2 protein-coding genes are annotated in these 23,365 nt (G+C 50.7%); both read right to left on the bottom strand.

Features of this window, described 5'->3' with window-relative positions:
* Positions 1 to 7 precede the first annotated feature (7 nt).
* Entirely contained in the window at positions 8 to 7,726 is a 7,719-nt protein-coding gene (locus SB24_RS17730) for an SDR family NAD(P)-dependent oxidoreductase (RefSeq protein WP_039254583.1), read from the bottom strand.
* A 4-nt stretch (positions 7,727 to 7,730) separates the two neighbouring features.
* Positions 7,731 to 23,345 carry an SDR family NAD(P)-dependent oxidoreductase gene (locus SB24_RS17725; RefSeq protein WP_039254581.1) on the bottom strand — a complete coding sequence of 5,205 codons (15,615 nt, stop codon included), beginning with the start codon at positions 23,343 to 23,345 and terminating at the stop codon, positions 7,731 to 7,733.
* Positions 23,346 to 23,365 lie beyond the last annotated feature (20 nt).

Here is a 23,365-nt window from a genome sequence, read left to right as displayed (position 1 = left end):
AAAAACGTCACGTTGTCACCTGCCAAAACGAGTCTGCAGGTGCAGTGCTTGTCTCTGCTTTTTTCTCATATTTCTTTAAAATATCCGCAATGTCTGTTTTTTCATTACTTGTTTTTTCCGCTTCATTCTCCGTGCTGTTCCAGCCGCCCAAAAGCGGGTAGTGTTTTTTTCTGAATTCCGGCGGCTGAGGCGCCAGGTGGTGTTCCCGCTGCCTTTCACCTCTGTATTCTTCAACGAGGATATGAGCATTTGTCCCGCCGTCAGGAAATGAACTCTGAGCTGCGACGCGGGGTTTCTTCTCTGAATGCCAATCAACGGGTTCACGATTAAAATGAATACGCGACGCTTCAAAGTCATAATGTTCAAATGGCTCACGCGCTGATAAGAAAGGCGGAATCCGCTTATGATAGACGCTCAGCACACATCGGATGAAGCCCGCAAGACCTGAAGACAGAAGCAAATGCCCCACATTCGGTTTCACCGATCCGATCCGGCAGGGCAGAAGCGTTTTCCGGTTCAGCTGATAGACATCTGAGAGTGCCTTGATTTCCACCGAATCAACGATTGGGGAACCGCCTCCGTTCACTTCTATATATCCAATGTCTTCGGGCGACTTTTCCGCCATGTCAAGCGCAGTTTGAATGGCGTCTCTCTGCGCTCTTATATTCGGTGAACCGGGACCGAGCGTCCGGCCGTCATTGTTTACCGAGACGGCTTTTATGACGCCGTAAATACGGTCTCCGTCCCGTACCGCATCGCTCAATCGTTTGATAAAAACCGCCCCCGCTCCTTCTCCGAGCACTTCTCCCGCTGATTCACGGTCGAATATATGAAACACGCCGTTCTCATTTAAAATATGGCGCGCTCCGAATAACCGGTGCGCAGACGGAGATAAGAGCAGACTCACCGAACCGACTAAGGCCGCGTCAATCCTTCCGGCCAAAAGGGCGTCTTTTGCAAAGGACAGCCCGATCAGCCCTGAGGAACATGCTGTATCCACGACAAGGCTCGGCCCTGTGACATTCAAAAATCGTGAAATGTTGGCCGCCAAATAGTTTTGTCCCGCCCCCAAAATCGGGTTAGGCGCCTGCAGGATATGTTCTATACCGGCTGAAGGCTGCGCCCTGCCGCCGATGTACACGCCGACTTTCCGGCCCGATAAATCCTTTTGGCCGTACCCGGCATCATAAACAGAATGAACCGCTTCTTCTAATATGATCCGCGCCTGCGGATCCATAATTGCCGCGTCTTTTTCAGAGATGCCGAAAAAGCCCGCATCAAACATGTCGATATCATCAATCCACCCCGCATAATCCTTTGTATTTGCTGTTGCATGCCAGCGCGATGCGGGGACAGGCCGAATGGCGGTGTTCCCTTTCATCAGCAGCTCCCAAAAAGCATCCGTTCCGCCCGCCCCCGGAAAACGGCAGGATATGCCGACGACGGCAATATCGTCTTCAGTATCCGCTTTCGGCTCCATGAATGTTCTCTCTTCAGCGTCAGCGATTAAATCAGGCTCTACGTCCCTGTCTTGAACGAAACCATTTTCTTTTGTCACAAAATCGGCTTCATGATGCGCTGCGAAATAGTCAACCATTTCTGTAATCGTTTGATATTGAAGCATTAAGGACGGTGTTAACTTTATGCTGATCCGTTTTTGCAATGATTGAACCAATTCCGCAAAGAGTATTGAGTCAATCCCGTATTCATCAAACGGCATATCATCTTTTATCTGCTCATCCGTCATTTTCAGTTCTTCGCTGAAAACGGTGCGCACCCATTGACGAATCATATCCTTCACCTTTTGGTCACCGGCAGTGCTTTTTTTCGTGGGAGCTTCAGCTTTCTTCACCTTCAGAAGATCACCAAAATCAGCCTCACTGTCTTCGGGAACACAAGGAATTCCGCAGCTTTGTCCGTTTAAGATGATGTAATCTAAAAACTTCAGTCCGTCTTCAGCAGACAGCCTGGAAAGTCCTGATTTTTGATAAGCAGGTGTTTCCGGCAGGCCTTCAGCCATGCCGGTTTCTTTCCAGACGGGCCATTGAACGGCTTTAACAAACACGTTTCCTTTACCTGCTTGATGATTTGCAAAAGAGTCCATAAATGAATTAGCCATCGCGTAGTCACTTTGCCCCGCAGCAAGCGAAGGGATCAGACCCGAAACGGATGAGAACAAAATAAAAAACGACAGCGGCTCATTCTGAACGGCTTCAAAGAGACCGCGAAGCCCTGTTACTTTCGGTGTGCAAACGCTTTTGATTTCAGTTTCGGTTTTGTTATAAAAAGCGGGGTGTTCTCCCATTGCACCCGCGCAATGAAAAACGCCGGTAATCGGCCCCATCGTGCCGCGGATGCCGTCCGTCATGTTCCGGAGCCCCTTTTGATCCGTAAGAGAAACGCTGTAATAACGGATCTCCGCGCCCCGCTCGGCTAACCTCTGCATCCGCTCGGCTTTTTCCGGGAGAATGCCGTCCTTTTTCATGTCTGCCCACTCTGAGGAATCGGGAAGCGGCTCCCGCCCCATGATGACCAGTTTCCTGCAGCCGCGTGAAACGGCATGCTCCGCCGCAATTGCGCCGATCCCGCGCGATCCGCCCGTTATTAACAGCACATCATCAGACGAATAGGAAAGCTCAGGCGCCGCCGAAACATTCATACCCTGCTTCAGAAACGGCACATAACGGCGATTCAGCCTGTAGCAGCATTCACTGACGCTTTTGGCCCGCGGCTGTAAAAATTCAATCTCAATCTGTCTGCTTAATTCTTCTGTATGCTCAATCTCACAATCGCTATCTATCGTAAAAGAATGAATGTTGGCATACTCAGCGCCCAGCATCCGGTACAGCCCCGCCGTTTTCGCCCCTTGCATCAGAGGTTTACTTTCCTTGAAAGGCTGGAGGCGGTGTGTCACTTGGCTGAACACAGCGCCGCTATGACGGAGTGATTCCAGAGCCTGCTGTAAAAAGGCAAGCTTTCCGTGTTCTATCTCTTCCTGCCGTTCATATTCCGCGTCATATGCGGTTATGTCGACGACCCCGAGTATCTGTTTGTTTTGAAGAGACTCCCGCACTCTGCCGTAAAGGTTTCGCCCCGATGCGGCGGCATAATAATCGGCGCCGTCTTTTGCCTGATGGATGAAGCAGATCGTTTCAATATGGCCGTTTCCTTTAAAAAGAGCATCAGCCAATCGGCTCGTCTTATCAGTTGCAAGTATCATTACTGTTCCTGATAATGCTTCAGATTCCGCCGGATCTTGCTGCTTCCAGTCTTTTTGAAGAATGATCTTTTGGTTTTCCGCCGGTTCGTCTGTCTGTTTCCGGATATCCGCAGGCACAGGTACCCAATACCGCTCCTTCGCGAACGGATATACAGGAAGGCTGACCCGTTTCGGCTTCTCTCCTTCGTATAACAGGCTCCAGTCAACGGCGGCTCCTTTTGCCCACTCAGTGAGCAATCTGGAATATTGCTTGTTTTTCAGCAGCTCGGCCATTCCACTTGATGAAATATCATCTTGAGCACGTCCGCGGAAACATCCTTCAATTTCTGTTTTCCGTTCAAGCACATCCTTCAGCTTCGCTTGCAGGCCGCAAACGGATGTAACGATAAATGCCAGCCGTTCAGGCATCGCTTCTCTGCCAGCTTGAAGCGTGTAGGCCAGGTCTTTAAGGTTGACTTCTTTTTCCCGTAAAAAGCGGTCATACCGTTTGACATATTCTAATAGGCGTTCTTCATTTTTTGCCGAAAGCAGAAACAGAACCGGCTCGTCTTCCCGTATATTCACCGATTTCTTTTCAGCCTGCGGCGGCAGATATTCTTCTATGACAAAATGGGCATTGCTCCCGCTGGCGCCAAAAGAACTTAAACCCGCTCTTCTCGGCTGGTCAGAATGTGACGGCCGTTCCCATTCTTCCAGCCGGTCCGCCACATAAAACGGCGTGTCCGGAAACGGAATATGGGGATTCAGCGTGTCCGCGTGCAATGACGGAAAGATTTCTCCATGCTTCAGCTGCAAAAGCACCTTTGTTAATCCGGCGATCCCGGCTGCTCCTTCTAAATGGCCGATATTTGATTTGGCAGAGCCGATGGCGCAAAACCGCTTCTTGTTTGTCCATTTGCGGAAAGCGCGGCTCAGCCCTTCAATTTCAATCGGATCACCCAGAGACGTGCCTGTTCCGTGGGCTTCAATATAGCTCAGTGTCTCCGGATCAATGCCGGCACCCCGAAAAGAATCTGTAATGACTTCCGCCTGTGATGCCGGATCAGGCACGGTCAAACCGGATGTTTTTCCGACATGGTTTAAAGCGGAGCCTTTTATGACGCCATATATCGGACAGCCCATTCTTTGCGCTTCTTGAACGGTTGTCAGTAACACCGCGCCGACGCCTTCTCCCGGCACATAACCGTCACCGCCGTCGGCGAAGCTTTTGCAGACGCCTTCTGAAGACAGAAATCCGGCATTCGCCAAAAACGCATACTTATGCGGGTGTGTGACCGCATTCACACCGCCGGCAATGGCGAATTCACACTCCCCTCTTTTAATGCTTTCACATGCCAAATGTATGGATGTGAGCGAAGAAGAGCACATCGTATCAACAGCCATTGACGGTCCCGTAAAGTTCAGGCAGTGAGACACGATATTCGGAACAGAGGCAGGCGTCACGCCCATAGACAGCGGTGTGCCCCGCTGTGTGATTTCAGCCCCGAACAGCTCATAATGGCTCCAAAACACACCTGCGAATACCCCGACGCGTTTTCTCTTTTGCGAAGATGGCCCGCGCGCCGTTCTGTCCTGATAAAAACCGGCATCTTCACAAGCTTCCCAAGCCGTCTCTAAAAACAGCCGCGCCTGCGGGTCCATCATTTCAGCCTGGCGAGGAGTCAGATTGAAAAACAGCGGATCAAAGCTGTCTATGCGATCTAAAAATCCTCCGTAACGGTAGAACTGATCTGCTTCATATGAGAAAGGATAACCTTTCCATCTGTCTTTCGGCATTGTTGTGATGCAGTCTTTCCCCGAGCGCAGATTTTGGTAAAATTCATCAATGCTTCCCGCCTGCGGGTATTTTCCCGCCAATCCGATTACCGCAATATCGCGCTCTTCTGTATGTCTCTCTTGTTTTCGGCTCCTTCTCTTGACAGCTGCATGGGATAATGAAGAGCGGTTCTTGTCTGCCATCGGAACCAATCGGGCCATGCTTTCAGTTACAGCGGGCTCCTTCCCGTATAAAATAGCGGATTGCAGCTTGCCGAGACGCAGCATATATTCAAGTGCAGCCATCCCTTCCCTGGCCGGAAGCGGGCTGGTGCCAGTTGCAGCATTCATGATCTCTTTCATCAAGCTGTCAACCTGCATGCCGCCATCTTCCCAAAGCGGCCAGTTGATCGTCATAGAAGCCCCGGTCCGTTCGCCTTTTTCCGCTTTGCAATCGCGATATTTCATATATTCATCCATAAAAGCGTTCGCTGCGGCATAATCTGTCTGGCCCGCATTTCCGGCCAACGCCGAGAATGAGGAAAATACGGCGAAAAATTCAAGCGGTTCATGCCGTGAAGCTTCGTCCGCATGAATCAGGCCGCTGATTTTCGGCAGGAACACCCCCTTCAAGTCAGAACTGTCTTTTTGGATGATAAATTGATCTTTTAAAACACCGGCGCAATGAAAAATGCCCGTCAGCCGGCCGAAGGTTTCTGTAATCTGAGCAAATGCCCGCTCTGTTTCGGCTTTATTGCCGATGTCCGCTTGAACGTAAAGAACTTCTGCGCCCAATGCTTTCAGTCTGCTGATCTTCTCAGACTGTTCCGGCGAACGGCCGATGAGTGCGAGCTTCACTTTTTCTTTTTCTGCAAGGTGACGGGCAAGCAGAAATCCAAGACCGCCGAGGCCTCCTGTAATGGCATATACGCCGTTTTGTTTCCAAGGAGACTGTGTCTGCCCGTCCAGTTTCTCAATACGTTCGAACAATCTGATCTGCCGCATATTGTCTTTATACCGAATGTCTGTACATCCTGCATGAGAGCAGTCTGCTTCTGTTCTAATGATTGCGGCCGTCTCACTTGGCAATCTCTCATTCTTTTCACAGAAGGTGATGACCTGAATGCGAAGAGCTGGATTTTCCAGATGTGCCGTTTTCAGCATAGCCCCGAGAGCGGATGACAATGCCGCTCCATTCTCAACGGCGCATACAAGCTGAATCAATGTATGTTCTTTCGGATGGTCTGTCAGTTCCCGTTTGAGCATACGAAATATGCGCTCGGCATCTGCTCCAAACTGCTCATCTGCAGCCTCATGCTCCCTTTTCAGTTCTATCACTTCCGCTTCCGGGCAATATGTGCCGAGTTCACCTGTGAGACGGGGTCCTGCATCGGCAGCGATAATGAGATGACGGGTGTGTTTTTGCCCGTTCTGCACCGCCGTTTCCAGCGGATGATCTTTCCAGGCGGGTTCAAAAAACAGAACCTCATCAGCAGTGTCAGCGTCTGATGTATGGCGTTCTTTTGCCGAATCTTTCAGCACACAGCCCGCTTCATTGATAAGGTAATCCGCAAGGCGGCGGACAGATGAATATTCAAAAAGCAGTGTCGGATAAAACTGCTGCTGAAAAGTCTGCTCTAATATCTTTACAAGCTTCAGCAAATGCGCCGAGTCAAGCCCCATATCATAAAAGCCTTTCCTCACATCAATATCCTGTGCCGGACGATTGACCAGCCTGGCGATTTCCGACTTTATGTAAGTCACCATGTTTTGTTCCGGCGTTTGCTGTTCAGACACGTCTTCTGCGGCCACAGAATTTTCCGACTCACCACGGCCGCTTCTGTTCTGCTGAGGCGGCTTCTCTTTGTCTATCAGATGGGTAATCATATTCGCTTGTCTGACCCTTTTTACTGTCAGTTTCTCACATTCGGCCAATACGTTCCCTGCCCTGTCGTAAATCGTGAAGTCGGCCGAATAAACATCAGGTTCGCTATCTGATACGCCGCTTTCAGTGCGGCTGTTTTTCGCAGAATAAGTGTAAATCGTTTTCGGAAACGGCTGATACATGCAAAAACGATTGATCATAAAAGGAATATAAGGTGTGTCATTCTGCTTTTGGGCCGACAATGCAAAGGAAGAGCCGGCAAGGGTGGACGCATCCAAAAAAGCCGGATGCGCCTTAAATTTCTCCCGGAATCCTTCAGCCAAATCACTCAGAGTAAGCTCCATTAATTCTTCTTTATCCTGAAGCTGATAAACGGCCCCTTCATTTTTCATAAACTCGCCATGCTCAATATGGCTTCTTCTTGCAATTCCATAAATGTCATGCATGTCCCATTTTCGGCTTGCGTTTTTCATGAACGCTTCAATATTCAGTTCTTTTGCCCGCGGCGTGTCTTCTTGCAAATAAAGCTGACATTCCATATTCTCATCCCGGTTTCCGCCAAGCGGTGTGCCGTTTTTTGCTTTTTCGCTAGTAATCTCAACTTTCCAGCTGTCACGCGCCGGCGTAAAGGTCACATACAGGTGTTTATCAAACTCTTCAGATGTTACAACAGGCTGCTTAAAAATAATCTGTCTTAATTCTATAGGCCGTTCACCGAGATACCCGGCGGCGAGCCGATACAGCATATCTATTAAAGTCACGCCCGGGAGGACGCGGATTTGATGAACGCGATGATCCCGGACGATATAATTCGTATGGCTGATTTTCTGCAGGAACGTTTTGACTTGATCGGTAGCAACTGCCAATCTATCACACCTCGCTTATTTCAAACATTGCTTCTGTGCCCGCCTCATTTTCTTCCGCTTCGGACAACTGTGCTTTTTCAGGCCAATACCGTTGTTTTCGGTATACTGTCTGGCCGCCTTTCGGTTCCATGGCCGCTTTTCGCTCTTTCGGAATTCCTTCGTTGCTGACAATGATATGGGCGTTATTCCCGCCCAAACCGAACGCGCTGACCCCGGCCCTGAGTATCTCTTTTTTTCCGTTCCACCGCTTCAGCTCAAGCACAGGATAAAGCGGAGAATCTTTAAATTGGAAGCGGGGGTTCGGTTTATGGCAATGCAAAGTCGGCGGCAGTTCTTCATTGGCAATCGCCAGCAAAACTTTGATGATTCCCGCCGCGCCCGCCGCACTCAGCAAGTGGCCGATATTGCTTTTGACGCTTCCTACACCGCAAAATTGTTTTTCATCGGAATAAGCAGACAAGACATTGGTTAATCCCTTTAATTCAATCGGGTCGCCGATCAATGTACCGGTTCCGTGCGTCTCTACGTATGTCATGGTGTCCGGATCGATTTCCGCTGATTGAACCGCCTGCTCAATCAAGTCCTGCTGCGCCCGGGGATTCGGCGTCGTCACGCCCATTGTGCTGCCGTCATTATTTATCGCAGAGCCGTCAATAACGCCGTATATTTTATCTTCGTCTTCTATCGCTTTTTCGAGCGGCTTCAGCATCAGCACACCGCAGCCCTCTCCGATTCCTGTTCCGTCCGCATCGGCATCGAAAGATTTTGAACGGCCATTTGGCGATAAGATTCTCGCCGCGCTCATTGTGAGAAAAGGTTTTTCATCAAGCAAAATGTCAACCCCGCCCGCAAAGGCCGCTTCCGCTTCTCCATTTTGAATGGCCTGCACGGCCAAATGAATTGCCGTAAGCGAACTGGAGCAGGCCGTATCCACGACCAGGTTGGGCCCTGTAAAGTTATAAATGTGCGCCATGTGTGCGGTAATAAAATTTTGCCCCGCGCCAATAATCGCGTCTTTTTGCAAATATTGAAATTTCTGATGAAACGCACCTGCCCTTGCACCGGCAAAAACGCCGATACGGCGGCCCCAGAGATCCTCTTTTTGATAACCGGCATCGGCCAAAGCTTCCGCGCTCACTTCGAGCCACTGCCTTTGCAGCGGGTCTATCATCGGTGCCAGCGTTTCTGAAATATTAAAATACTCCGGGTCAAATTGATCAATATCGTGAATAAAACCGCCCCATTTACTGATGCTTTTTCCTTCTTGATATTCACCCGGCCGATAGTGTTCCCCGGCGTTCCATCTGTCCGGCGGAACTTCAGTGACGGCATCCGTTCCGCTGCGGAGATTCTTCCAAAATTCTCTTATATCCCCCGCTTTCGGAAAATGGCAGGCCATGCCGATGATCGCAACCTTTCCCCGTTTCCCGGGGTTATCTGCCGTTTTTTTGCTCCGTTTCGGCGTCTTCTGCAAAGGGACCTTCTCCGCGGGAACTGTTGCATCTGCCGAAAAAGCTTCCGGACAATGTGCGGCTAAATAATCCGCGAGCTGTTCTATGGTAGGGTGTTCCAGAAGGACAGTCGGATCAATTGAAACGGACGGCAGTTTTTGATCGATCTTTGTCAGCACTTGCGCCAGAAAGATAGAATCCATTCCGTATTCCTGAAAAGGCACATCGATATCCATATGCGTTTCATCGATACTCAGCTCTTTTGCCAAAAGCGACCTCAGCCAAGATTGAATATCAATCCGGTTATGTTCCCGTTTTTTGGTTTCAGGGGGTTTGGAAGCTGCTTTCATTCCTTTATTGGCGGCTGGCTTGGCGTTTTCCAGCGCTTTGATGTCCCAATCATGTTTCACTTGTGCCGGCAGCACGACAGCTCCGGGTCTTTCTCTTAAAATGTAATCAAGCATCTTGAGACCTTCCGCGTCAGAGTGCCGCAGCAATCCCGTTTGCTGATACATCCCGCTTTTTGTATCCCTGCTCATGCCCGTATCATCCCATGCCGGCCATTGTATGCTAATGATACCGCTCTCATTGTTTTCTGCAAAATAGTCCATGTAAGAATTAGCCATCGCATAATCGCTCTGACCCGTCGCAAGAATCGGGACGGCTGCCGAGACAGATGAAAACAGGACGAAAAATGCCGGCGCACCATCCTTTACACTCTCATACAGACTGTGAAGGCCGTCTGCTTTCGGGGCGAGCACCCGCGCAATACTGTCTTTGGATTTGCGGAGAAAAGCAGGGTTTTCACGGTCCGCAATTCCCGCGCAATGCAGAATGCCTCCGACAGGTCCGAGCGTTGAGGTTACCTCTTTTATAAGCCGTCCGACGGCCTGCTTATCCGTCAGATCAACTGCTGAGACGCACACTTTTACGCCTTGTGATTCCAGCTGCCGGATAAGCTGTATTTTTTCCGAAACGACAGGGTCTGTTTGCTCAAGATCCCACTCGGTTTTCGGCGGCAGCTCCTTTCTGCCTGTCAGAAGCAGTTTCTTCACACCGTATGCGGAAACGAAATGCTTGGCGCATAACGCGCCGAGTCCGCGCGTTCCTCCGGTTATCACCAGGACGGCGTCTTTTGGAAACGCAGTCCGGTCTGTTTGCACGGCTTCTGGTTCAATCTGATCAGTCTGCCGAAGAACATAGCTGAAGCGCATGCCGTCCCTATAGCAAACAGCAGACTCCGTTAAGTCTGATTGAATTTCTTGTTTAATAAAAGCGGCTGTCTGCTCCAGCGGCCCTTCAGGATCAATATCGGCGTGACAAGTGAGAATATGGCTGTATTCATTCCGCAGCATGCGATAAAGCCCCGCTTTTTCAATACCATGCATAACGGCAGCCTTATTTTTGAAGGCTTCAAGCCCTTTTGTAAGGTAAAGCATTTTCATGTTTTCTTGTCCGCGGCCGTATTCAATCAGCTGCTGCAGCGATGCCACCCAGCTGATGTCCTGCCGCTTTTGTCGGGAGCCGCAGCCGGTGAAGTCAATAAACCCGGAATAGATGGCCGCGTTCGGACCCTGTAAGAAAGAGATGAGCTGATTTTCCTGCACAATGTCAGCATCATTCAGCTGTTTTTTCACCTCGGCGGCAAGGTCTTTTGTATCTTCAGAGACGATGAGCGCTATTTTGTTGTTGAACGGCTCGGATGAAGACACTGCCTCGCACGGTTCCCATGTTTTTTGCAATAATACTGTTTTTTGATTCGAAAGCGGCAGCTGCTCCCGTTTCGGCACCCAATAGCGGTCGGCTCTGAACGGATAGGAGGGCAGGCTGATGCGGCGCGGCTTCCTGTCCGTATACAGCTGCTCCCAATCCGTGTCAAATCCGTTTGCCCAGAGCCGCAGCACTTTCCTGTATTTCTTTTTCTCAAGCCAGGCGCTGACGAGGTCAGCAGCGTCTTTATCGTCTGAGAACATGGAGATCGTGTTATTCTCGCGTTTTTTACGGCCGCTGATGATATCTTCGCTGTTTTTTCCCATCAGAAACGCGTTCAGTTTTTCAGTCAGTTCCTCTGCGGAGCCTGCAATGATTCCCAGCCTCGCTTCCATCGCATCCCGTCCGGTCTGCAGTGTGTATGCGGCATCTGCAAGATCGATATGGCGGGATGATCCGTTTTGGATAAAATCGCGAAGGAGACGCGCTCTTTCTTTCAGCCGCTCTTCATTTTTAGCCGACAAAACAAAAAGAGATGACGCTTTCTCACGGGTTTCCTGCTGTTCCGTCTCACTTCTGCCCATGTATTCTTCAATAACGATATGCGCATTGACACCTCCGAAACCGAATGAGCTTACACCCGCCCGGCGGGGCAGGACCCGGCCGTTTTCATCACGTAGCGCTTCCCACTCCTTTGTTTCTGTCACAATGTAAAACGGGCTGTCCTTCAATTTGATATGGGGATTGATGTTCTCGCAATGCAGACTTTTGGCGAGCGTCCGATGTTTCAGCTGCATCAATACTTTGATAACGCCCGCAATACCTGCTGCGAGCTCCAAATGTCCGATATTTGTCTTCACTGAGCCTATCCCGCAATATCCGCCCGGCGCCCCGTCTGTTTGGAAAGCTTTTTTCAATGCATTGATCTCAATCGGATCGCCGAGTGCCGTTCCGGTTCCGTGCGCTTCTATATAAGTGATGGTTGACGGGTGAATATCGGCTTTTTGATAAGCGCTTTTCAGCACATCCGTCTGAGCATGCGGATTCGGCGCGGTAAGTGACGCTGAGCGTCCGCCGTGATTTTCCGCTGTACCGCGGATGAGGCCGTAGATGTGATCCCTGTCATGCTCTGCCTCTGAAAGCTTTTTCAAGACAATCATGCCGGCACCCTCTCCTCTGACATAACCGTCAGCCTGATCGGAAAATGTTTTGCAGCGCCCGTCTTCACTGAGCATGCCTGCTTTTTGAAAACCGATATGCCCTTCAGGCGTGACGATCGTGTTGACGCCCCCTGCGACCGCCATATCACAATCTCCCGTTTCAATGGCTTTTACCGCGCGGTGAATGGCGACTAAAGAGCTTGAACAAGCGGTTTCTACCGGCTCGCTCGGCCCGTGGATATCAAGAAAATAACTCATCCGGTTCGGCCCGACGGACGGCACGATTCCGGTCATCGTATACCCCTCGACAGGAAGACCCGCCTTATTGATTAAAGTTTGATATCCGCTTCCCAGTGTGCCGGTGAAAATGCCGGTTTTTGTTCCGGCAATCCGTTTTGCTGAGTACCCCGCGTCTTCAATGGCTTTCCACACATACATCATTAATAGACGCTGCTGAGGATCCATCATTTCAGCTTCTTTCGGAGATATCCCGAAAAACAGCGGGTCAAACCCGGCGATTCCATCTATAAAACCGCCCCATTTAATTGACGTTTTATTTGCATCCGCTGCCGGATCGCCGTAATATTCGCGCCAATCCCAGCGATCTCGGGGAATTTCTGTGATGCAATGCTCTCCTTTTTGTAAACGTGTCCAGAATTCATCTATGTCTTTCGCCTGCGGAAAAATACCGCTGATTCCGATAATGGCTATCGGTTCGGTTTTTTCTTCTGATTTTCCTTTTACGGATACGGGCGTTTCCCGCTTGACATGAACGGCCGCCGGAGCTTCAGCTTTTCTTACTCCGGCTTTTGGAGCGGTTTTTAAACTCTCTCTTTCTAAGCCGCTGAATGCTTCTTTCCATTCAGATATCAAATGGCCGCTCAGTTTGCGCAATGTCGGAAATTCAAAGAAGATAGTCGGGCTGAGCTCAAGCTGGTAAGACCGATTTAATAGATTTGTAAATTCAGTGAAAATGATCGAATCAAATCCGTATTCCGTCAGTTCGCTGTCAGCCTCGATATCTTTCATGCTTACCTTTAAAAGATCTGATACATGCCGCTTTAGTTTCTCTTGAACCTGATCTTTCAGATCTGTTGCATCTGTCACTGCCGGAGCTTGTCCGGCGGCGCTTTGTTCTTCCCCCAGATCGAAAATATGGCTGCGGATCCGTTTTTCGTCGCCTTCTGCCACCATGACCTGGTGTTCTCCGGAGGCAAAAGCGGCGTAAAGCGCTTGGATGCCTGAGGCCGATCGCATGGCTTTCATTCCGGTCTGTTCGTACATCAGCCGTTCGGTCTCTTTGTCCACACGCATACCGCCTTCTTCCCAAAGCGGCCAGTTGACGGACAGGGTCTGCCCGCTCCGCCTGTTGTCCCGCACGAGACGGTTCCGGCGGGCTGCATAAACGTCCATAAATGCGTTGGCTGCCGCATAACCGGCCTGCCCCGGATTTCCCATACCTCCCGCCAAGGAAGAAAACAGAATGAAAAAGTCCAGCCGCGCATCTTTCGCTGCTTCATCAAGATTGATAAGCCCTTTCACTTTCGGCGCCATGACGGTCTTCCGTTCGTTTTCTGTCTGGTTCAGAATGTAATTGTCAGCGATTACGCCTGCGCCGTGAATGATCCCGTCGAGTGTTCCGTGCTCCTCCTGTATGCCGCGGACGAGGGCGATGACCGCCGCCCTGTCTGTCACGTCAACCGGTTGATACAATACACGGGCACCCGACGCTTCCAAGCGCCGTAAGCGGGCGGAGCGGTCTTCATCAAGCGCTTCCGCCCTCCCCGTTAATATGAGAACGGCATTTTTGACGCGGGAGGCTATTTCTTCAGCGAAAATCAGGCCGATGCCGCCCGCTCCCCCGGTGAGGAGGTAAACCCCTTCGTCTTTCCACGGAACGGCGCCGCTTTGAGGGGCAGGCAGGTGACGCCAGTTTCTGACGAGACGTTTGCCGGCTTCATAACGGATTTCCGCTTGTTCAGGATGCGCCCGGTTTTCTTTCAGCTTGGCAAGAAGCGCCGAGGCTGACTCGCCCGGATTGGCTTGGATGACTTGGCCGTACAGCTTCGGATGTTCAAGGTGAGCCGTTTTCAGAAAAGCGGCCAGCCCCGCCAATACATTGTCTTCCCCCCTGTCGGGGACAAGAAGCTGGATCAGCGTTTTTTTCTTCTGTTTTTCTTTGATAAGACGCGTGACGATCGCTGACAGCTCCGCCGCGCAGGCGTCATAACGGTCTTCAATCGGACCTTCGCCGTCAGCCGCACATACGGCGCCGCTTATGTCCTCAGCGTTCATTCCGCCATACAGCGTCACGTATCTGAAAGACTCTTCTTGTCCGCCGCCTTCACCCGGCGGTGATTCCTGCCACTTTGGCTGAAGCAAGAGCGGTTTTTCCTCCGTTTCCTCTTCCAGAAAACGGGCGGTGAGCCCCGTCAATCGGACACATACCGCGCCGTTTTCATCACACAGCTCAATATGATAGGCGCCGTCCGCTGAGGAAAGCACCGCCCACATCGTCTCCCGGCACGCAGAAAACACCTGCATATCCTGCAGGGCAAACGGCAGAAACGGCCGTCCGGACGCGGAACCGTCTGAGAGCACGAGACCGATAGAAGCCTGAAGGGCGGCGTCCAGCATGCTCGGATGCAGGATGAACGGCTCCTTTTCTTCGCGGGCGGACGGCGGAAGAGTGAGCTTCGCGAGCACTTCTCCGCTTCCGGCATAGACGGCGTCAAGCGCCTGATGCGACGGTCCGTAGGTGATGCCGAGGCTGTCGAACGCTTCATAGCACTCAGCCTTTGACAAGTGACGGCCGCCGCAGCGCGCCTGAACCGCTTCCACATCGAGTACCGGAGCACGCTCCGTCTCTTCGAGCACGGCCTTTCCCTGGAAAAAGACAAGCGGCTCTTCTCCTTCGGCATACGCTTCAAAAGCAATGTCTCCGTTTTCTTCCGGCTGAAGCTTTACATGAAGCGTCACTCCTTCAGAAAGCGCCGTCACCGGACGGAGCCAAACGATCTGTTTGAGCCTTACACCCGTTTTCCCGCCGGCCAAGTCTTCGGCGGCAAGCGTAACGGCGGCCCGGGCCATTTCTAAAGCAGCCGCGCCCGGAAGCACCGGTTTTCCATTGACGATGTGATCGGCAAAAAACGGTTCATGCCCTGAAAAAACAGAAGTAAAGCGCTGGGCGGTCAAGGTCGATGTATTCGCATGGAGCAGCGGGTGAAGCTTTTCACGTTCGTCTGAATTCCGGCTTTCAAGCTCTCCCTGAAGACGATCGGACGCCCAATACGTCTGCCTGGCAAACGGGTAGCCCGGCAGATTGCCGATTCGCGGCAAAGGTCCGCCATAAAGCAAGTCCCCTTCGATTTCATAACCTTGACAATAAAAATCTGCCAGCACGCATAACAGCTCCTGATATTTTCTATGGTCAGAATATGAGGCGCTGCACTTGCCGAGCACTTCTATTATGTGCTCCTGAATATGCTGACGCCCTGCAAAGTGCTGCGGTACTTTTCCCGAAAACACATAAGGATGATGTTCATTAAGCTTTGCCTGCTTCCATACATACACTGCGTCATCAGCATCTTGCACCACGATGGCGGCGCGATGGTTAAAGTGATGCCGTCCTTTTAACAACGTATAGCTGAGCTGGGCCAGATCATTTTCTTTCAGTCCGCCATTTTCCGCCCAAGTGATCATATCTTCGATTTTTTCCTGAAGGGCCTCCTCTGTTTTTGCAGACAAAGTAAGTAAATATGCAGGGGCATCACGATGAGGTGAAGCGCTGCGCTTATAGCTTTCCATAACGACATGGGCGTTTGTTCCGCTCATCCCGAATGCGCTGACTGCCCCCATTCGGTTTTTACCCGGCAGAGAAGGCCACGGTTTACCCGTTTTATTCACATAAAAAGGACTCTTCTCCCAGTTGATATAGCGGTTTTCCCCGCTGCAATGCAGACTGGCGGGAATCATCTCACGGGAGAACGCCTGTAAAAGACTGATTAAACTGACAATGCCTGATGCGGCAAACGTGTGGCCGATATTGGTTTTAATTGATGTGAGCGCGCAAAAAGCTTCTTCGTTTGTATAGGCAGAAAATGCGTCATAAAGCGCGTTAATTTCCACCGGATCACCGAGTTTTGTACCTGTGCCGTGTGTGACGATATATTCGATATCTTCAGGGTTGATACGCCCCCGGTCATAAACGGAAGTAAGCAGCCGGGTCTGCGCGACGCCGCTCGGAGCGGTAATTCCGTTTGTTTTCCCATCATAATTGATGCCGCTCGCCCGAATCACCCCGTAAATCGGATCACCATCTTTTTCCGCCTCTCTCAGCGGCTTCAGAACAACCGCCGCGGCCGCTTCCCCCGGAACCATGCCGTCAGCCCTTTTATCAAACGCGAAGCATGTCCCGTTTTCCGACAGCATTCCGGCTTTATCTATCGTTTCAAAAAAGTCCGGGGTATTCATGATATTCACCCCGGCCGCAACAGCTGTTGTGCACTCTTTATTCTGCAGGCTTAATACCGCCTGATGGACAGAAACGAGCCCCGAAGAACATGCTGTATTTATCGCCATCACAGGACCGGATAAATTCAAGTGATAAGCCAGCCGCGCCGCCAAAATACCGTTATGATGAGACGTGACATTGCCTTTGTCCCGTGTTAAAAGGTGATAATCTCCTTCTTCCGCCCCCACAAACATACCGATCGTCTGCTGCTTGATGTGACTGGCGCCGTAGCCGGCGTCCTCAAGGGCCCTCCACGCTTCCTGAAGAAGCAGCCGCTGTTTCGGATCCATCGTTTCAGCTTCCCTCGGCGATATTTCAAAAAATAAAGGGTCGAATTCGTCCGCCCCCGGTACAGCACCGAGTTTCCATTTTGAACTTATGAAGCCTTTTTTTGCGACCGGTGCGACAACGTCCTTTTCCTGAAACAGAATATCCCACAGCTCGTCCGCCGTGCGCGCCTGAGGAAATCGGCCGCTCATGCCGATAATGGCAATGGAATCAGCTGCCTGACTGCCCTCGGTTCCGGCGTTCAGCTTATTTCTTCCCCTCTGCTTCTTTCGCTTTTCCGTTCCTGCCTTTTCAAAGACAGATTGATCTGCGGATTCAGGTTTCTTTTCTTCATAGACATGCTCCATGACGGACTGGTGTTCCGTCAGAAAATAGCGGACGACCTTCTCCAGTGTGGAATGTCCGAAAAACAGGGCCGGTGTCACTTCAATTCCGTAATGGGCGGACAAAGAAGAGGCGAATTCCGCCAAACTGATAGAATCAAAGCCGAAATCAGCCAGATTGTCAGCGTCCGTCAGTCTGTTCTTGTCTATTTTCAAAAGCCCCGCCGCCAGTTCTTTCACATCCCAGCTTACGCATTCTTCCAGTGTAAAGCCTTTCATTTCACTCCGCCTTCCTGAAAACGGGACGTTCCTGTTTACAGAACCCGAAATCGGCCGTTCGCCTTGATCTATCTGCAGGAAGCGTTTGGCCCTCGACGGAAAACCGGCCAGGACGAGATACTGGCTGGACGGCTGGACTAACAATGTTTCAAAAGCTTCGAGTCCTTCCTCAGTGTATAAATAACGCTGTCCGCTTGATTTTAAATATATATCGGTGCTTTCCGCCGTGCCGACATGCATCCCCCCTTCTTTCCAAAGCGGCCAATTGATTGCAAGTGACTTGCCGCTTCTGAGCCCGAGGCTCACAAGTTTATCCCGATGACGGACAAAAGCCATTTGGAAGCGGTTCCCCATCGCGTAGTCACAAGAACCAAAGTCTCCTAAAATCGCTGAAGAAGAAGAGAAACAACAGAAGAAGTCAAGCGGCTCCCGTGACAGAACCTGATCTAACACCGCGGTGCCGTCCGCTTTTGGCGATAAGACTTGCTGAAAGGTTTGCAGATCTTTCTCCAGAATGCTTTCAGTGCCTTGAAGACCTGCAGCGTGAATGACACCGTGAATCGGCCCGCATCCTTTCTCTTTCACTTCTTGCAAACCTTTCTCCATCTGGGCCTGATCTGCGGCATCCGCCTGCACGTAAAACACCTTGGCGCCTGATTCTTCCAATCTCTTTATCTTGTTCAGCACCGGGCCGGCTGCCGCTGATCTCCCCGTCAAAATGAGCGTAACCGGTCCTTTTTCAGCGAAATATCCGGCAAATAACAAGCCTAAACCCCCGCATCCGCCGGTAATCAAGTACGTTTTTCCGCTCTTTATCACACGCTTCTCAACAGGGGCAATATCCGTCTGCTTCATTTCCATGACGTGGCGGATTTCCCCACTGTACATGACACTGCCGAACGACTCGCTGTGAAGTTCTTCACATACGTTATGGATCAGTTTTTCTAACGGTCCTTTTTGTTCAAAATAAACCGCGGCCGTATCCGTCTCCGGCAAGATCAGTTTCAGCGACCGTTCCAGGCCGATCCATGACTCGGCGTAACTGATATCGGTATCGCTCCCGCACTGAGCGGAAAGAAGGATCCGCCTCGGTTTAGAACGCAAAGAAGCAGCTGCGCGGATCACATGATACAGAACGGAATAGTCTTTCACGGCCTTTTCATCTTCAAGCGGCCATCCATATAAAACGGCATCTGCTTTGCCTGCAGCCGTTTCAATATGCCGAAACGTTTCTTGATATGCTTGTCCGTCAGTGATTTTAATTTGATAATGCGTGTTTGAAAGCTTTTGAGTTTCCTCACCCTGTGAAATAAAAAACACGCCGGCTCCCGGATAAAGGGTTTGTAAAGACTGATAAGCATGCTTTCTGGCAGCTTCTCCCGTAAGAAAACAGATGACCGTTTTCAGCTCTTCATGAATAGATTTCTTCAGAGGCTGCTGCGTCCACATTTCTTCAAATATCATCATCTCGGATTGTTCCTCTTGCCCGTGATCCTGCTGAGACGGCTGTCTCATTCTTATCCCTTTGATTTCTGCGCAGACAGTGCCGGTTTCGTCACAAAATTGAATGTCACAGCCGGTTTGATTCTTTTTATTCATATACATCCACATGCCGGATGAGCACGGACGCATGACGCGCAGTTCTTCAACCGCTTCAGGCACGATATGGACTGACGGCTCCGTTTTTGCCAGGACATGAAAAGCTGCGTCCAGAAATTCCGGCGGCAGATGATATCCCGGATTACGGCCGCTTTCATCTGTGAGAGCAAGCTTCGCCCAAACCGCACTTTCTCCCGCATAAAGCTTTTCAACGGTGCGGAACTCCTTACTGATCGTTACACCTGATGTGCCTGGTGTTTCATAATCGAATGACAGCGGGCGGCAGTCTTTTTGTAAGGAGGCAATATCAAGCACGCGGGATGGCTGTATGTTCCCTTGTCCGATGATTCCATAATGATGCAGCTTCTCTTCGTCACTGTATATTTCATAATGGATGCCTTCCTCGTCTTCAGACAGAAGGGAGAGATTGACGCCCGCACCGTGATGTCCGCCGGTAATCGGGTCAGTCCATGCCGCCGTTCGGATCCATATCTCTTTTTCTTCAGAGCTGTCTGCCGCATGATGAAAAGCCGCAAGCGCCATTTCTAAATAAACGGCTGCCGACAGAACCCGCTCCCCGCTCACATCCTGGAAAACGTGTTCCCGGCCTGTAAAAGATGTATGATAGCTTTGCTCCGCCAAGGTTGACGTATTTTCATGCAGGAAAGGATGCACATATTCAGTTGTTCCTGTTTTTGGTTCTTCCCGCTTCATCCAGTAGCTTTCTTTTGCAAATGGATAAGACGGCAGACTGATACGATGCGGCAGCGCGCCTTTATATAAAGATGCCCAATCGACGGGCGCCCCGTGAACCCAGGCATTCAAAAGACTGTCAAATTGACGTTTTTCCATCCATTCACTGACTGTGCCTCCCGTCTCCGTGACAGCACTATCACTCCGGCCCGTAAACACCCCGCTTACAGAACCGGAATTATTCAGAAAAGCAGTCAGCTTCTGTTCCAATTCAGAAACAGAGTCCGCTGTCATCGCCAGCCGTTCTTCCATCGGGACCCTGCCGACTTGAAGGGTAAATGCCGCGTCAAGCAGATTCGCATCTGTAATTGTTCCGTTTCCGGCGGCATCCGACAGCAACAGAGCCCGCTCGCGCAAGCGGTCTTTATCTTTTGCCGATAAAACAAAAAGCGCCGGACGGCCGGTGTCTGCCGAAGTCATTTCAGCCGGTTCATACTCTTCTATCAGCAGGTGAGCATTTGCACCGCCCGCTCCGAAAGAAGATGTACCCGCGATTCTCGGATATTCCCGTGTTACTCCTTCAGATTCTATGACCGGCCGTCTCCATTCCGCTGTTTCCTGCTGCACGATAAAAGGAGAAGTTTCAAAATCAATTTCCGGGTTCAGCTGCTTTGAATGCAGCGACGGCACCAGGTATCCGTGTTTCATCTGAAGAAGAATTTTGGTGACCGCAGCAATGCCCGCCGCACTTTCCAGGTGTCCGATATTGGATTTAACAGAACCGATGGAACAAAATTGCTTTGCATCCGTATAGCGGCGGAAAGCCTTGGTTAACCCTGCGATTTCAATCGGATCTCCCAAGGAAGTGCCGGTGCCGTGGGCTTCCAGATAGCTGATTGCTCTCGGGTCAATCCCTGCCCGCTCCATCGCGTCTGCGATCACTTCTCCTTGTGCTTTCGGATTCGGAACGGTGAACCCGTTCGTTTTGCCGCCGGCGTTCAGAGCGCTTCCTTTAATGACACCGTATATATGATCATGATCTTCAACAGCCTTTTTCAACGGCTTTAACACGATACAGCCGACGCCCTCTCCGTCAACAAACCCGTCAGCCTTATCACCGAACGCTTTGCACGCGTTTGACGGTGACAGCATTCTCATAGAAGAAAGTCCGATATAATGAACCGGATCTGTAATCAGGTTTACGCCGCCGGCAATCGCGCATTCAGATGCACCTGTTCTGATGCTTTCTGCGGCGAGATGAATGGCGGTTAAGGATGAGGAGCATGCGGTATCGACCGCGATGCTCGGACCGTGAAAATCAAACACATAGGATACGCGGTTCGGGATAAAGTGGTAGTGGGCCCCTGTCGGATAGTTGCCGTTCATAACACCCGCAAAGACACCAACCTTTTTACCGGCGCATAGTGAATCAGGGGTATATCCGGCATCCTCCAGGGCCGCATAAGCGGTTTCCAGAAACAGTCTCTCCTGCGGGTCCATGCGCTCCGCTTCTTTCGGGGAGATTTTAAAAAACAGCGTATCAAATTTATCAATATCTGTTAAAAAGCCGCCCCACTTTGTATACATCCGGCCTTCCTTACCTTTTGTCTCATCATAGTAGTCCCGCCAATCCCAGCGGTCTTTCGGAATTTCGGTGATTCCGTGTTCACCGGTCTTTAACCGTTCCCAGAACTCATTAACATTTTCAGCTCCGGGATACCGTCCGGCAAGACCGACAATTGCCACTTCAAAGTGTTTTGACGGCGGTTCGGAAGCGGGCGGCGCTTTTTCAGAAAAAGATGCCGCTTGGCGCTTCGTCAATCCGGCGCTTTTTTTACGGCTTTGCTTTTTCTGTAAAGTGTGCGGCGCCTTTTCGGCTTCTTTATTTGTCTTGAAAATCCCAGCCATATCTTCCTGTCTTGAGCTGACGAGATAGTCCGCTAATCCGCCGATTGTCGGATACTCGAAGAACAAAGTGCTGCTGATATCAGGGACGTCTTCCCGCACGCGGTTGGTCAGCTGTACGATTAAGATGGAATCGATTCCGTATTCTTCAAGGGGCGTATGGGCTTGAACGTCCTCAATCGGCATCTTTAAGATGGCGCTGACGATCTGTTTCAGGTACTCTGTGCTTTTTTCAAGCAAAGAGCCGGATGATGCCGCTTCAGTATGAGGGACTTCTTCAGAAAATTGCGCATGCAGTTCGCGCTCCTTCGTTTCAGCCAAGAATGCGGCAAGCTCTCCTATCGTCCGGTATTCAAAAAACAGCGTGCTGCTGATATCAGGGACGAGATCCCGCAGCTCATTCGTCAGCTGAACGATCAGAATAGAGTCAATGCCGTATTCATCCAGAGGAGCCAGCGGATTTATCTCTTCTGCCGGCATTTTTAATACTTTTGCCGCAGCCTTTATCAGAAAAGCCGCTGTCTTTTCCGAAAGCCCCTCTCCCGCTTGTTTGATGGGGAGCTGACGATCAGAGGATGTTTGCGGTACGTTTGATTGGCGCTTTTGCGCGGTGTAAGCTTCCCTGCTCTGCCTGATGACTCCGTTGCTTTTCGCCGTGATAATCTGCTGGGTGTGCAGACGTTCGTTTTCAGCCGGAAATTGAATGGAATGAAAACCTTCAGCCATTAAAACGGATTTCCATGTTTCCGGATAAAGACCGGGGCACCCCGGAATCCGCAGCGCCTCGTCTTCGTACAGCCACCAGCCCTCTAATAAGCCGAATGTAACATGTGTAAACGGCGTATGCCCGCCCAGTTCATTAACGAGCAGCAAACCGTCCTTTTTCAATACGGCTTTTGCCGTCCGTAAGGTTTTCCGGATATTTTTGGTGGCATGCAGCACGTTTGCGGCAATAGCGATATCGTAGGTTCGCAGATGTAATCCCTGGCCCGCCGCAGGCTGCTCCACATTAAACAGCTGATACGTCAAATACGGATTGTCCGCGCCGTATTCCTTTTCGGCATGCATTAAAAAAGCTTTTGACAAGTCGGTATAACAGTATTCCTGAATATGGTTTTGATAGGGGCGGAGCTTTTTAAACAGTGTGCTGCTCGTTCCGCCGGTGCCCGCTCCGATCTCCAGCAGACGGATGTTTGCATCAGGATTGTTTTTCATTACATTTTCCACATACATACACGCTTCATTTGCCAGCACATCGTTGTAATAATCAGCGAGAATGTTATGCTTATAGATTCCTTCAACAAGCTCCATTGAAGAATCGGGAAACATCACGTCAGTGGCTTTTATTTTGCCTGTTAAAATGTCAGGCAAAGCTTGAATGACGGTATCCGCCAGCAGAACCTGCGCTTTCATATCCGAATCTTTCAGCCATTCGTTTTTCTTCTTATGCCACTCTTCCCAAACCGCGGCCGTTTCACCGCTTTTAAAATCGCTGTCTAAAAGACGGATGCTTTCTTCCAGCCAGCGTTCATATAAAGGCAGACAGGAAGCCGCCGGCGCTTCGCCGGTCAGACCCATTGAACGCAGCGTCACCCGCAGCACTTGCAGCAAAAGCCGATTCAATTCTTTCATTTGATTGCTTATTTCTGTTCTTAAGGATAACTGTGTACGGTCTTTTTGTTTGTCTCCCTTACCCAAAACCTTATCCTCCTAAGAAA

The sequence above is a fragment of the Bacillus sp. Pc3 genome (assembly GCF_000815145.1).
Taxonomy (GTDB): Bacteria; Bacillota; Bacilli; order Bacillales; family Bacillaceae; genus Bacillus; species Bacillus velezensis.
Note: the sequence above shows the minus strand (reverse complement) of the source record. Positions and strands in the feature narration are given on the sequence as shown.